Origin of the sequence: Vreelandella zhuhanensis, assembly GCF_009793355.1 — a bacterium.
Lineage (GTDB): Bacteria > Pseudomonadota > Gammaproteobacteria > Pseudomonadales > Halomonadaceae > Vreelandella > Vreelandella zhuhanensis.
Genome location: NZ_WTKP01000001.1, coordinates 162,762 through 177,179, shown reverse-complemented (window position 1 = coordinate 177,179; position 14,418 = coordinate 162,762). Strand labels below are relative to the sequence as shown.

10 protein-coding genes are annotated in these 14,418 nt (G+C 57.7%); 7 read left to right on the top strand and 3 right to left on the bottom strand.

All coding sequences use genetic code 11. The features are described 5' to 3' along the window. Position 1 precedes the first annotated feature (1 nt). Positions 2–796 carry a pyridoxine 5'-phosphate synthase gene (gene pdxJ / locus GPM19_RS00750; protein WP_160416985.1) on the top strand — a complete coding sequence of 265 codons (795 nt, stop codon included), beginning with the start codon at positions 2–4 and terminating at the stop codon, positions 794–796. 8 nt (positions 797–804) lie between these two features. Further along, positions 805–1,188 (top strand): holo-ACP synthase, encoded by a 384-nt coding sequence (gene acpS, locus GPM19_RS00745; RefSeq protein ID WP_160416984.1) that lies wholly within the window; start codon positions 805–807, stop codon positions 1,186–1,188. Positions 1,189–1,222: 34 nt separating this feature from the next. Here the strand turns inward: acpS and GPM19_RS00740 are convergent, their stop codons facing one another. Next, complete coding sequence (locus GPM19_RS00740) at positions 1,223–3,931, bottom strand: ATP-binding protein (protein WP_160416983.1); 2,709 nt, start codon at positions 3,929–3,931, stop codon at positions 1,223–1,225. A 91-nt stretch (positions 3,932–4,022) separates the two neighbouring features. Here GPM19_RS00740 and cysM point away from each other — a divergent pair, with 91 nt between their 5' ends. From cysM to ppc, 5 genes are read left to right on the top strand one after another with little or no spacing between them, the layout of a single operon-like run. Next, complete coding sequence (gene cysM / locus GPM19_RS00735; protein WP_160416982.1) at positions 4,023–4,919, top strand: cysteine synthase CysM; 897 nt, start codon at positions 4,023–4,025, stop codon at positions 4,917–4,919. Then, the gene (gene rlmD / locus GPM19_RS00730; protein ID WP_160416981.1) at positions 4,919–6,307 is read left to right on the top strand and encodes a 23S rRNA (uracil(1939)-C(5))-methyltransferase RlmD; all 1,389 of its coding nucleotides are present in this window, start codon (positions 4,919–4,921) and stop codon (positions 6,305–6,307) included. Before cysM ends, rlmD begins: the two co-directional genes overlap by 1 nt. 8 nt (positions 6,308–6,315) lie before the next feature. Further along, entirely contained in the window at positions 6,316–8,595 is a 2,280-nt protein-coding gene (gene relA, locus GPM19_RS00725; RefSeq protein WP_160416980.1) for a GTP diphosphokinase, read from the top strand. Next, the gene (mazG, locus tag GPM19_RS00720) at positions 8,595–9,443 is read left to right on the top strand and encodes a nucleoside triphosphate pyrophosphohydrolase (RefSeq protein WP_160416979.1); all 849 of its coding nucleotides are present in this window, start codon (positions 8,595–8,597) and stop codon (positions 9,441–9,443) included. The genes relA and mazG overlap by 1 nt, the downstream gene beginning before the upstream one ends. A gap of 33 nt (positions 9,444–9,476) precedes the next feature. Next, complete coding sequence (ppc, locus tag GPM19_RS00715) at positions 9,477–12,125, top strand: phosphoenolpyruvate carboxylase (RefSeq protein ID WP_160416978.1); 2,649 nt, start codon at positions 9,477–9,479, stop codon at positions 12,123–12,125. A 113-nt stretch (positions 12,126–12,238) separates the two neighbouring features. Here the strand turns inward: ppc and GPM19_RS00710 are convergent, their stop codons facing one another. Together GPM19_RS00710 and GPM19_RS00705 are read right to left on the bottom strand one after the other, a co-directional pair. Next, complete coding sequence (locus GPM19_RS00710) at positions 12,239–13,789, bottom strand: cation:proton antiporter domain-containing protein (protein ID WP_160416977.1); 1,551 nt, start codon at positions 13,787–13,789, stop codon at positions 12,239–12,241. A 31-nt stretch (positions 13,790–13,820) separates the two neighbouring features. Continuing rightward, positions 13,821–14,297 (bottom strand): ion channel, encoded by a 477-nt coding sequence (locus tag GPM19_RS00705; RefSeq protein WP_319928071.1) that lies wholly within the window; start codon positions 14,295–14,297, stop codon positions 13,821–13,823. Between the last annotated feature and the right edge of the window lie 121 nt (positions 14,298–14,418).

Here is a 14,418-nt window from a genome sequence, read left to right as displayed (position 1 = left end):
TATGCATCCCCCACGTATTCTTTTAGGTGTCAATATCGACCATATCGCCACGTTGCGTCAGGCACGTGGGACGCGTTATCCGGACCCTGTCCAGGCGGCGATGTTAGCCGAAGAGGCGGGTGCCGACGGCATCACGGTGCATCTGCGCGAAGACCGGCGCCACATCCAGCCGCGTGATGTGCACCTGTTGGCTGAGATATTGGCCACACGCATGAATCTGGAAATGGCGGTGACCGAAGAGATGCTGTCGTTGGCTGAAAGCTTGCGCCCGGCGCACGTGTGCCTAGTACCGGAAAAACGTGAAGAACTGACCACCGAGGGCGGGCTGGATGTCGTCGGTGGGTTCGATGCCCTGGCTTGTGCCTGTGAGCGTTTGAAGGCCGCCGGCTGTGATGTGTCCTTGTTTATCGACCCTGACATTGAACAGATCGATGCCGCCGCCCGCCTTGGGGTACCGACCGTTGAATTGCATACCGGTGCCTATGCTGAAGCTGTGGTGGGTAGCACAGACGCTATCCAGGAATATCATCGTCTGAGCGATGCCGCCATTCATGCGGTAGCGGTGGGACTGGTGGTTAATGCCGGCCATGGGCTGAATTACCATAACGTGGAAGCGGTTGCCGCGATTCCCGGCCTCAATGAGTTGAATATCGGTCATGCGATCATCGCGCGTGCGATGTTTGTGGGATTGAAAGAAGCGGTACGCGAGATGAAGCGATTGATCATTGCCGGTCAGGAAGCCGGTCTGGTGGCCTCGCTTGAAGTTCACGACCACGACCACGACCACGATCACTGAGCGCGACGATGATTAGTGGCATCGGCTCTGACATTGCCCGGATAGAACGCTTTTCCCTGGCCCTTGAACGCCACGGCTCACGTTTCGCCAGGCGTATTCTGGGACCTCTCGAACAGGCGTACTATCCTCACAAGGTGCCACCGGCGGCCTTTCTGGCCAAACGCTTTGCTGCCAAGGAGGCATTTGTCAAAGCGCTGGGTACCGGCTTGCGCCACGGCATGTGCTGGAACGAGATTCAGGTAGTCAATGACGACCGAGGCAAGCCTTGTCTTCAGCTGAGTGGCCAAGCTGAGGTGCTTTATCAGGCAGCCGGTATTACCGGCTGCCATCTTTCCTTGAGTGATGAAGATGCCTATGCTCTGGCGTTCGTGGTGTTGGAATGCGCGCCCTGAGCGTTTTAGTCGCACCGTTATCACTGCTACGGAGCTATAAGTCGTCCCCCTGAGCGCGTAGCCGCGTCATGGCTGAATAAAGATCGTCGAGTAACGTCGCAGCACTTTCGATGCCGCCTGATCGCAGGCGTGTTTCCAGGGTTTCCACCAACAGCGCCAATTCCGGTGCGCCACAATAGCGACTCGCACCGTTAAGTGCATGCACGGCATCCAACAGAGCGGCCGCGTCTGATGCGGCATAGGCGTGTCGAATGGCATCTTCCGTGTCATCGAGACTATTAATCAAGCCGCGGAGTTGCTCCCGAGCAATACTTTCCCGGCCTCCCGCCAGACGGGTGCCGAGTGCCAGATCAACCACGGCCAGGCGTGATGGGAGAGGGGTGGGTAACCCAGCCTGGGCCCGTGAAGAGGGCGAGGGCAAGAGGTCGGGTTGGGCGGCGCCTAGAAAGCGTTGGACTAAATGGTGTAATTGAGTTTCATCAATGGGCTTGATCAACACCTCATCCAGGCCATCGGCCAGCCATTGCTGACGCTCGGGCAACATGGCGTGTGCGGTAACGGCGACAATCGGACAACTGGCCCAGCCATTGCCCAGTCGTCGCAAAGCCTGGGTGGTCTGCACGCCATTCATGCCCGGCATGCGAATATCCATCAGCACGAGATCAAATAGTCTGCCACGGGCAAACTCCAATGCCTGTTCGCCACTTTCCGCCAAGCTTACCGTTACGCCATCAGTTGTCAGCAGTGCCTTGAGAAGTTGACGGTTGGGCGCGTTGTCATCCACGACTAGCAGCTGCAAGGGCTGTGCTTGATGAGGCGTGGTCAATGCGGTGTCTTGCTTGGATGGCGTTAGCGGAGCGGTAACCAGGTGGCGTTTGACGGCAGCAGCCAGCTTTGCTCGGGGAAGTGGTTTGCACATGATCTCCCCGCCATGCGGCAGCGTGAAGGAGGGAAGTTCAAAGGGGGTAAGGTTGACCAATACCAAGGCGGGAGAAGCGGCATTGTTGATGGCTTCTTGCCAGCGTTGTTGCTGCTCTCGGGAGAGTGTCTCGTTACTTAATCCAATCACTAGCAGTGAGGCCGATTCCACAGCGGCCAAGCTTGAGACCTCAGCCCCCCAACGTCTCAGTAGATGTTCGTAGACATGATGAGTGAGGGTGTGCGCTTCGTGAAGGCATATCCGTTGCCCGCTTAATATCAGCTCAGGAGGGCGCTCTAAAGCGGCATGAGCTAGAAGCGGCAGGGCGAAAGAGAATGTCGCGCCTTGATCGAGCTGACTCATTACGCTGATCTCCCCTCCCATCCGCTCTACCAATTGGCGACAAATACTCAGCCCCAGTCCGCTGCCCCCAAAATGGCGACTGTGGCTGGGTTTGGCTTGAGAAAATGCCTTGAATAGCTGTTCCTGTTGGGCATCGCTCAGGCCGATGCCGGTGTCGCTGACATTGACACGTAACATCAGACGCTGCTCTTCATGGGTTTCGAGCATCACCCGGACGACTACGTCGCCCTCTGAGGTGAACTTGATGGCATTGCTTATCAGATTGCTGAGAACCTGATGAATGCGCAGGGGATCGCCACTGAGAGGGGTGGGAATATCGTCATAGACCAAGGCCAGCAGATTGAGCTGCTTGCGCTGGGCCTCCGGTGCATGTAAACCCAGTACTTCATCCACCAGGGCGACAATATCCACATCGACCTGCTCGAGTGTGAGCTGGTTGGCTTCAAGCTTGGAAAAATCGAGAACATCGTTGACCAACATCAGCAGGTTGTCACAGGCGCGATGCACGTGTTGCAGCCATTCGCGTTGGCGCGTGTCCAGGGAGGAGCGACCCAGTAGACGGCAGAAACCGATAATACCATTCAGTGGGGTGCGGATTTCATGGCTCATGTTGGCGAGAAACTCTGACTTGACCGCATTGGCCTGCACCGCTGTACGATGCGCGAAGTCCAGTTTTATATTCTGTTCTTCGATGGTTTCCATGGACTCTTCCAGCTCGCTGGTGGTCTGTTCTATCTGGGTCTGCATATCCACTTGCGCTTGGTGAAGATGAGTGGCCAAGGCATTGATTCCATTAGCCAGCCGCTGTTGCTCAGGCGGGGTCGGTGATGCCAGTCGATAGCGATAATCGCCCTTGGTGAGGCGATAGAGCATGGCATTGGCCTCTTCCAGGGGGCGTGTCACGTACCGGCTGAGAGTGAAAGCCACCAGGAACAGGAACAGCCCCAGCAGCAGGCCGCCCAAGCTCAGGCTGGCTATCAATTGGTAGCGCTGAAGTGTCAGGTTACGGGTGTCGAATTGTGCTTCCAGCCAGCCTTGGGCCGCAGCAGGGGAGTTGTCATTGGTCAATATCGCCTGAGTTGGTTCAAGAGGTACCTGCAGGCGCCACACGTTCTGTTCGGTGGCTAATCCCGGGGCTATCGACGAGGCCTGCTCGGGAGCGGGTAGCGTGGGTCGGCCCAAGGAGAGCAAACGGTTGTGCTCAGCGTCGTAGAGGGTCACGGCAAGTAGCCCTTCACGTTCGAGTAAACGACGCGCCGTGGCTTTCATGTGCTGGTTGTCTTGCGCCAGGATGGCATTGCCCAGTTCCGGAGCTAATAAGTTGCCTGCGCTCTCCAGTCGGTACTGCAAGGCTTGACGCGACTGATGATGGTCCTTGATCACCAGCAATGTCGCCATCAGGGCGTAGACCAGCAATGGAATGCCCAGCAAGGCAAGCAGGAGTCGAGTGTTGAGTGACATGGGTGCGCCTTCAATATTCAAATGGTGTGCCTGTCCAGTCTGCACCGGCGTCGATATAATGCAGCACAATGGTCACTAGAAGGAATGCGTTATGGATTTTTCCACTCTGGAAGATGTGGTCGGCAATACGCCGCTGGTGCGCTTGAAGCGAATCAGTGCAGGGCGTAACAATACCCTGTTAGCCAAGTTGGAAGGCAATAACCCGGCGGGGTCGGTCAAGGATCGTCCGGCACTTTCGATGCTGACTGAAGCCGAGGCGAGAGGTGACATCGCGCCCGGAGACACCTTGATTGAAGCAACCTCGGGCAATACCGGTATCGCTCTGGCCATGGCGGCGGCGATCAAGGGCTACCGCATGGTGTTGATCATGCCGGAAAACGCTTCGAGTGAACGCAAGCAAGCGATGGCTGCCTATGGTGCCAAGCTGATTGGCGTGAGCAAGGAAGGCGGGATGGAGGAAGCGCGTGACGTGGCGGATGCCATGATTGCGCGAGGTGAAGGCAAGCCGCTGGATCAGTTCGCCAATCCGGATAACCCCCTGGCGCATTACCGCACCACCGGCCCGGAAATCTGGCAGCAAACCCAAGGTCGGGTGACGCACTTCGTCAGCTCCATGGGCACCACAGGCACTATCATGGGCGTCTCACGCTATCTCAAGGAAAAGAATCCCGCCATTCAGATCGTCGGGTTGCAGCCCGCCGATGGGGCGAGCATTCCCGGTATTCGGCGATGGCCAGAAGCCTATCTTCCCGCGATTTTCGAAGCCCCTCGGGTGGATGTCACCCTGGATATCGGCCAGCAGGAAGCCGAGGAGCACATGCGCCGCCTGGCGCGTGAAGAGGGTATTTTGGCCGGGGTCTCGTCGGGGGGCGGCCTGGCCGGTGCATTGCGCATTGCCGAACAATGTGAAAATGCCGTCATTGCGTTCATCGTTTGCGACCGCGGCGACCGCTATCTGTCAACCGGGCTTTTTGCCCCGGAGGTTTAATGGCCATGCTTGGCAAACGGCGCCCATCACGGCGTCATTCGGGGCATTCGGGCTTGGCTCGTTCGCCCGCTGCATCTTCTGCGCAGGCGTCTCCCGCTGAGGAAGACAATCGCGTCACTATCGAGCGCCTGGCCCACGATGGACGTGGCGTGGCGCATCTGGCTTCCGGAAAGACGCTTTTCGTGGATCAGGCCCTACCCGGAGAAACCGTCAAGGTAGCGATACATCGCACGCGCAAGCGTTTCGATGAGGCCCACCTCAAGGCGATCGAGGTGGCATCGCCGCAACGAATCGAGCCCCCCTGTGCGCATTTCGGCCACTGCGGTGGTTGTGACTTGCAGCACCTGAGCATCGATGCCCAGCGTGCCCACAAACGGCAGGTGGTCAGCGAACTGTTCGCCCGCCAAGGTGTGGCACTGGACAGGCCCATTCAGGCACTGGATACCCAGACGCAAGCCTACCGGCGCCGAGCGCGCTTGGGCGTTAAGGTCGACTCCCATGGCCAGGTTCTGTTGGGATTTCGGGCCAAGGACACGCACCGCCTGGTGAATATTCATACCTGCATGGTGCTGGTGCCGGCATTACAGGCACTACTGGCGCCATTGCATGGGCTGTTGGGGCAGCTTGAAGCGCCTCGGCATGTGGGCCATATCGAGCTTATCTCCACCCAAGACAGTTGTGTGGTGTTGGTCAGGCAACTGCGCGAGCATGCGGCGGATAAAGCGCGCTGGCAGGCCTTCGCCGATAGCCAGGCAGTGGCCTTGGGCACCTTGTTGGGGCGGGAGGCACCTGAACTGAACTGGTATGGTGCACCCCCGGTTCTGCAGGATATCCACGATGACTTGACGCTGGCCTTCGCCCCGGGCGATTTTCTTCAGGTCAATGCCGAGGTCAATCAGAAGGTCATTGCCCAGGTGTTGGCATGGCTGGCGATTACGCCTGATCAGCAGGTATTGGATCTATTCGCCGGCATCGGTAACTTCAGCTTGCCCTTGGCCGCTGCCGGTGCCGCCGTACAGGCGGTGGAAGGGAGTGCCACCATGGTGGCGAGAATCACCGCCAATGCCCACACTAACCATTTGGCGGTAGCCGCGATGCAAGCGGACTTGAACCAGCCCGAGGCGGTGGCGGCCTTGCTTGCCGAGCGACGATTGGATGCCGTGGTGCTGGACCCGCCACGCAGCGGTGCGGAGACCGTTTGCCAAGCGCTGGGTCGCCACCCGGTCAAGCGAGTGGTGTATGTTTCCTGTGATCCTGCCACCTTGGCACGTGATGCGGCACAACTCGTGCAAGCAGGCTATCGCGTCGTTGAGGTAGCCGTGGCGGATATGTTCTTGCATACCGCGCACATGGAAACGCTGGTGTTATTCGAGCATCGACATGGTTGACAGCCAATATGGTTAAAGTGCGTGACGAACAGCCGCTGACAGCGAGCGGTAAGGTGGACGTCCAGCAATGGTTGGCGCGAGTTCAGGAAGAGGTGCGCCTGAAGGAGCCGGATCGGCTGGCGCAGGCCTGTGAATGGGCGCAACAGCTTGAGTTGGAAGCGCCTCAAACGCATCGCACTTGGCTGTCGCCGGGTTCGAGCTTCCGCATGGGCCTGGAAATGGTCGATATTCTGGCGGGGTTGAAGCTGGATCAGCCGACGCTGGAAGCGGCTGTACTCTATCGAGCCGTGCGCGAGGAGAGAGCCACCTTGGAGGTGGTCGGAAAGCGCTTCGGTAGCGAAGTGGCGAGCCTGATCGAAGGAGTATTGCAGATGGCCGCCATCAGCTATCCGCAGACCTCCAATCATGGCATGAGCCAGCATAATCAGCAGGAAAATCTGCGCAAGATGCTGGTCAACATGATCAGCGATGTACGGGTGGCGTTGATCAAGATTGCCGAGCGTACCTGTGCGTTGCGTCAGGTGAAGGATGCCCCCCGGGAAAAAAGTCTGCAGGTGGCCCGGGAGGTCTTCGATATCTACGCCCCCCTGGCGCATCGCCTGGGAATCGGGCAAATCAAATGGGAGCTGGAAGACCTTTCGTTTCGCTATCTGCATGAAGCCGAATACAAGACGATTGCCAAGCTGTTGGCGGAAAAGCGTCTCGATCGTGACCACTACATCAACGATGTCGTGGAAACGCTCAAGCAGCTGATGGAAGCTCAGCATATTCATGACTACGACATCGACGGCCGCGCCAAGCATATCTATTCGATCTGGCGCAAGATGAAGCGTAAGGGCATCGATTTCTCCCAGGTTCACGATATTCGCGCGGTACGTATCCTGGTGCCGGAAGTGACCGATTGTTATACGGTGCTGGGGATCGTGCATTCGCGCTGGCATCATGTGCCCAACGAGTTCGACGACTACATCGCCAACCCCAAGAAAAATGGTTATCAGTCCTTGCACACGGCGGTAATGGGGCCGGAAAACAAGGTGCTGGAAATCCAGATTCGCACCTTTGCCATGCACGATGAGGCTGAACTCGGGGTATGCGCGCACTGGCGTTACAAGGGCCATGACACCAACACTAAGAGCCGCGGCTACGAGGAAAAGATCGCCTGGCTGCGTCAGGTGCTGGAATGGCAAGATGAAATCGGCGATTACGCTGACTTGCGCGAAGGGCTTTCCAGCGATGTGACCTCGGACCGTATCTATGTGTTCACCCCTGATGGGCATGTGATCGACCTGCCGCATGTCGCGACACCGATTGATTTTGCCTACCGGGTGCATACCGAAATCGGCCACCGCTGTCGTGGCGCCAAGGTCAATGGGCGCATCGTGCCCTTGACCTACAAGCTCAAGACCGGCCAGCAGGTGGAAATCCTCAATGCCACACGAGGAGGTCCCAGCCGTGACTGGCTCAACCCCAGCCTGGGTTACGTCTGTACCTCCCGGGCGCGGGCCAAGATCCAGGCCTGGTTCAAGCACCAGGCCCGCGACCAGAACCTGGAAGAAGGCCGGGTGCTGTTCGAACGGGAAATGAAACGCCTGGACGTCGACGGTCTGGATTTGAAGCGCTTGGCCAAAGCAGTCAACTACGTGAGTGCCGATGACATGTACGCCGCCTTGGGCGCCGGGGATTTGCGTATCGGGCAGGTGCTCAATCAGGCCCAGCACCTGTTTGGGGAAACCGATGACCAGGAACAGCTGGACCGGTTGCTGGCCAAGCCCAAACATCGCAAAAGCCAGACCGGCAAGAGTGACATTACCGTGCTGGGCGTAGGAAATCTCAAGACCAGCATGGCCAACTGCTGCCGTCCGGTGCCGGGTGACGCGATTGTCGGCTTCATCACCCAAGGGCGCGGGGTGACCATTCATCGTCAGGATTGTCCCAATATTCTGCAATTGCGCCTGGATGAGCCGCAACGCATCATCGAGGTCGAATGGGGGGAGCGAGCACATTCCCGCTACCCGGTCAATATCGAGATACAGGCATGGGATCGTTCCGGGCTGTTGCGCGATGTCACCGGTGTGCTGAGCAGCGACAAGGTCAATGTATTGGCGGTAAATACCCTGACCGATACCCAGGAAGGTATCGCCAGGGTGGGGATCACGCTGGAAGTGGATGGCCTGGAAACCTTGGGGCGGCTGTTCTCGCGTATTCAGCAGTTACCCAACGTGACCGAAGTACGACGCTTGCGCAATGCCACCGAACCCGCCAAGCAAGCCGGCAAAGGACTTTCATGATGTCTTACCCTCGTTATACTCTGGATGATCTTCTGAGCCTGATGGCAGCACTGCGTGATCCTCGCCAGGGCTGCCCCTGGGATGTCGCCCAGAACTGGGATTCGATCGTGCCGCATACCCTGGAAGAAGCCTATGAAGTGGCGGATGCCATAGAGCGGCGTGCCTTTGAGGAGCTGCCGTCCGAGCTCGGCGACTTGCTGTTTCAGGTGGTGTACTACAGCCAGTTCGGAGCCGAGCAGCAGCGGTTTGATTTTCATGACGTGGTGCATGCCCTGACCGCCAAGATGCTACGCCGTCATCCGCATGTATTTCCCGATGGCACCTTGAGCTCTCGGCGTCCGGCAGGAGTAAGCGCGGCTGATGTCGAAACGCGCCAGGTAACTACCCGCTGGGAGACATTGAAGGCCGAAGAGCGTGCTGAACGTGGCGTTGAACATCAGCAGCCTTCCGTGCTGGACGACGTCCCCTTGGCATTGCCCGCGCTTTCCCGGGCAGCAAAACTTTCCAAGCGTGCCGCCCGGGTCGGGTTCGACTGGCCCGACAGCCAGGGCGTGATCGCCAAGATCCGTGAAGAACTCGCGGAAGTCGAAGAAGCCCTGGCCGCAGGTGATCACCTTCATGCTCGGCAAGAGGTGGGAGATTTGCTGTTTGCCGTGACCAACTTAGCGCGCACCTTGAAGGCCGACCCGGAACAGTGCCTGCGGGCCACGAATGCCAAGTTCGAAAGACGCTTTCGTTATGTGGAAAAGTGCCTGCACCAAACAGGAAAAACACCCCAAGAGGCCGGGCTTTTGGGCATGGAGCAGCATTGGCAAGCCGCCAAGACCGGCGAGGTCGATGGAAGCTGATTTATCCGACTTTTTTCAAGGAGGCCGCTGGCCATGAGTCACGACCTGCACGAATCACTGCGTGATAACGTCCGTATTCTGGGTGACAGTCTGGGGCGTACCATTGCCGACGACCTGGGTCAGGGGTTTGTCGACAAGATCGAAGCCATTCGCGCCCATGCCAAGAAAGGGCGCCAGGGCGATGTCTTGCATCAACGTGAGCTGATCGACTACCTACGCCAGTTACCCGAACAGGACCTCTTGCCGGTTACCCGCGCTTTCAACCAGTTCTTGAACCTGGCGAATATCGCCGAGCAGCACTATCGGGCACGTTTTCGCCGGGTAGAGGATTACAAGCCGGGCTCGCAACCGGTGTTAGGCGAGCTTTTGGCGCGTGCCCGCGAGGCGGGTAAGTCCCCGCGCAAGCTGGTCGAAACCTTGGCCAGCATGCGGGTCGAGCTGGTGTTGACCGCGCATCCGACCGAAGTCATTCGCCGCACCTTGATCCAAAAATACGATGCGATAGATGAATGTCTCTCGGCTATCGAAGGCTCGGAGGATTATCCCGAGCGTGGAACACGCGCCCAGGGTCGTTTGGAAGAGCTGATAAGCCAGGCTTGGCACACCGACGAGATTCGTCACGAAAGGCCCACCCCGGTGGATGAAGCCAAGTGGGGCTTCGCGGTGATCGAAAACTCCTTGTGGCAGGCGGTACCGGATTTTCATCGCGATCTGGATAATCTTCTGCTTGAGACGGCTGGTGAGCGGTTGCCGCTGGATGCTGCGCCACTGCGCTATGCCTCCTGGATGGGCGGTGACCGTGACGGAAACCCCAACGTCACGGCGCGAGTCACCCGTGAAGTCTTGTTGCTGGGACGCTGGATGGCGGCGGATCTGTATCTGCGCGACCTGGAAAAGCTCAAGACCGAGCTCTCCATGTGGAAGGCCAATAGTGCGTTGAAGGCGGAGGCGGGCGATGTAGCCGAGCCTTACCGCGAAATCCTCAAGCGTCTGTTGACGCGAATGGAGGCCACGCGTGACTGGGCCAAGGCCAAGCTGGACGGTACCAACCACACTGGCGGCCCCATCATTGAAACCCGGGATAAGCTGTATGCACCGCTTCTCGCCTGTTACCGCTCGCTGTGCGATGTAGGCCTGGACACCATCGCCAATGGTGCGCTTCTGGATACGTTGCGCCGTGTCGCGGTGTTCGGCGTTACCCTGACCAAACTCGACCTGCGCCAGGAAGCCAGTCGCCATGCCCAGGTGCTGGAAGAGCTGACCGAAGCGTTGGCGCTGGGGCATTATCGCGACTGGGATGAAGAGCAGCGTCAGGCGTTTCTGCTGGATGAACTGACCTCACGCCGGCCATTGATCCCGCGGCGCTGGGAGTGTTCGGCCGAGTCTCGTGAGGTGCTGGACACCTTCAAGGTCATCGCCCAGGAGCATAGCGAAGCCTTGGGTACCTATATCATCTCGATGGCGGCCCAGCCGTCGGATGTGCTTACGGTAGCGCTGCTGATGAAGGAAGTCGGCGGAGATGTCAGCCTGCCGATTGCGCCATTGTTCGAGACGCTCAACGACCTGGACCATGCGGGAGCGGTCATCGATAGATTGCTGGCATTGCCGGGGTATCGTGCCCTGATAGGCGATCGTCAGGAAGTGATGATCGGCTATTCGGACTCGGCCAAGGATGCCGGCCAGCTAGCGGCCGCCTGGGCGCAATATCGTGCTCAGGAATCCCTGGTGACTGTGTGTGAATCGCATGGCGTGGACCTTACCCTGTTCCATGGCCGGGGGGGCACCGTGGGGCGTGGCGGCGGCCCGGCTCATGCGGCGATACTTTCCCAGCCGCCGGGGTCGGTGAATGGCAGCCTGAGGGTGACCGAGCAAGGGGAGATGATCCGCTTCAAGTTCGGCCAGCCTGAAATCGCCCTGCGCTCCATGGAAATCTATGCCTGCGCGGTATTGGAAGCCACATTATTGCCCCCGCCCGCGCCCGAACCTCAATGGCGCGAGGAAATGGACCAACTGGCCAGCGTGGCGCATCGGGCTTATGTGGGTGTGGTACGCGAAGATCCGGATTTTGTGCCCTATTTCCGGGCGGTCACGCCTGAAGGCGTGCTGGGCCGTTTGCCGTTGGGTTCGCGTCCCACCAAGCGTCGCCAGGAGGGCGGAGTGGAAACCTTGCGGGCGATTCCGTGGATTTTCGCCTGGACACAGATTCGCTTGATGTTGCCCGCCTGGTTGGGCAGTGGCGAAGCCTTTACCCGCCGACTGGAGCAGCCCGGAGGGCGGGAAGTGCTCCAGGAAATGCGCAACCATTGGCCGTTCTTCGGCACTTACCTGGATATGCTGGAAATGCTCTTGGCCAAGGCGGATGTGAGCATCGCCGCTTACTATGAGCATCGTCTGGTTGACGAGCCGGCCCTGAAGGCATTGGGCACCAGGCTGCGTGAGCGCTTCACGCAACTGGAAGTGGCGGTATTGGATGTGCTGCAACAGGAAAGATTACTGGAAAATACCCCGTTGATCCGTCAGGCAATCGATGTGCGCAACCCCTATATCGACCCGCTGCATGGGTTGCAGGCGGAGTTGCTACAGCGCAACCGCGATGCCGATGGCGTTATCAGCGCCGACCTTTCCCGGGCGCTGATGGTGACCATGGCGGGCATCGCCGCCGGACTGCGCAACACGGGTTAGAAGAACGGGGCTAAAGGACATGAGCTAAAAAACAGCCTAAAAAGTACCGATGCGGCGGAAGAAGCTAAGCCACTCGCGCCGCGTTAGCGTGCCAGGCTCGTGGGTTATCGGTTTTAGGGGCGCTGCAGTGCTTCCAAGGTTCTTTCCGCCAAGCCGATACCCGCACCTGCCATTATCAAGTAGGTCTGGTTGACTCCCGCCTTTATCAGTACATCCGCCTCATCTTCGTAAGTGGTGCCTGCAATGATGGTCCCGGTAAACCCCGCCTTGCGTAATTGGCGGGTTGCCATGAGCTTGCCTTCCAGATCGGGTGTGGCCAGGGTGACGGCACTGAGCTGCGAAATATTCAGCCCATGCCAGAAGCCGACATCCTCGGCATCTGCATACAAGACATGTCGCTTATCGTGCGTCTCTTGTTTTGCAACTTTATTGGGATCGGCATCGATACCGACGACATTTAATCCATGTTCATGGAAAAAATCATAGGCAGCTGACCCCGTTCGTCCCATGCCCAATACCATAACGGTAGCGGTACCGAGGGAAACTGGCTGCTCATCAGGGTGGCACGTCTTACGCTCAGTACGCATCAGATGGTTTTCAAGTCGGTCAAACAGTGGGTGGGCAAAGCGGTTCAGGGGAGCGGCGATAACAAAAGACACAGCGACGGTAATGGCCAAAGGGACCAGCCATTGCTCAAGCACGCCGGAAGCAACGATAAGCCCGAATTCGCTGTATGCCGTGAGAGTCAGGCCGCCCAGAAAGGCGTTGCGTGAGCGTACCTTGAAAGCGATTAGTAAAAAATAGAACAACAGGCCTTTGAGCGGCAAAATCAACGCCATTACAAGCGCGAAGAGCAATGCCTGAGTATCAGGTAATCCGGTCATGCCGATTTGTAGGAAAAAGCTGATCAGCAAGACTTCCTTCAAGCCCCAGAGTGACTGGGCAAGCTCCTGAGCACGGGGGTGATTGGACAGCAGTACACCCATCACCAAGGCACCCACTTCAGAGCTCAACCCAACAACTTCAAACCCCATGCCACCTACTGACACGGCAAGCACGACGCCCATTAATACCAGCAGCTCGTCATGTCGGGCCATATCCATCAGCCAATACAGCACAGGGCGTAATAGGGGTAAGGCGAAAATCCACAAGGCCCAGATAGTCGGTGATTGCCCGCCAGCGATGCTGAGTACCGCGAGTGCAATCAAGTCCTGAATAATCAGAATGCCGATGGCTATCCGGCCGTGAAAGGCACGCAGTTCCCGCTTGGCTTCGAGAACCTTGGCCGCAAGCACGGTACTGGAAAAGGACAGGGCGATGCCCAGTAAAAGGGCCGTTTCGGTTGCTATTCCGGCCAGCCAGATAAATCCGGCCGTAAAAACGCCCACGGTCAGAATGAAATGAATCAAAGCTCCGCCCACCACAACGGGTTCAATCAAGTTGCGCAACTTGAGCTTCAAGCCAACCGTGAACAGGAGCAGCAGCACGCCAAGGTGGGCGACATGTTCGAGAATAGGACCGGCGTCACTGGGCAAGCCGACAAGCGGGCCGTAAGCATTGAGCGCAAAGCCGGCGGCTAGAAATCCCACCAAAGGCGGAAGGCCGATCTGACGAACGAGAATGCCGAATATGAAGGCAAAGGAGAGGGAGACGGCTTCTAGCACAATAGAAATTCCTTGGGGAATTAAGCTTGGCTCAATGATGGGGTGGAATTCTGAATTTCCAGTGTTTCTGCATTTCGATAAAGGTAAAGGATGCAGACCAGGTGATGAGAACAAAGCCTGTCAACGCCAGCGTGCCATACAGGAAGCGCACCGGGCCTAGTGCATATATCTCACCGTAACCCACAGTGGTGTAACTCACTGCGGAAAAGAACACATAATCGATGAATATGAAGGTTTCATAGCCAGCGAGTTGACCGATTCCGGCTATTTCCGTCAGCCACCATCCCGTAAAGCCAAATAGCCAGATCTCTCCTATATGAAGGAGCAAGACGCCAAAGACCATTGATAAAATGCGCTGTCGATGAGGACGCTTTGAATTCTCTATGCCGCTCGATAAGAGAAGAAGCGATTCGTAATGCAACAAGACAGCAATGATGACTGCAAAGGTAGTGGCAAATGTCACTATAATATAGTCAGAATAAGGCACTAAATAACCCGGATTCAGCACGCCAAGCGTTGCCCAGCATAAAGCTTGATAGTACTACAGCCCTTGAGAGCGATAAATCAAGTTTGACGATTTCATGCATTTTCCCACAGACTTTACTAGGCTTTGTTGCATCGCAGCGTAA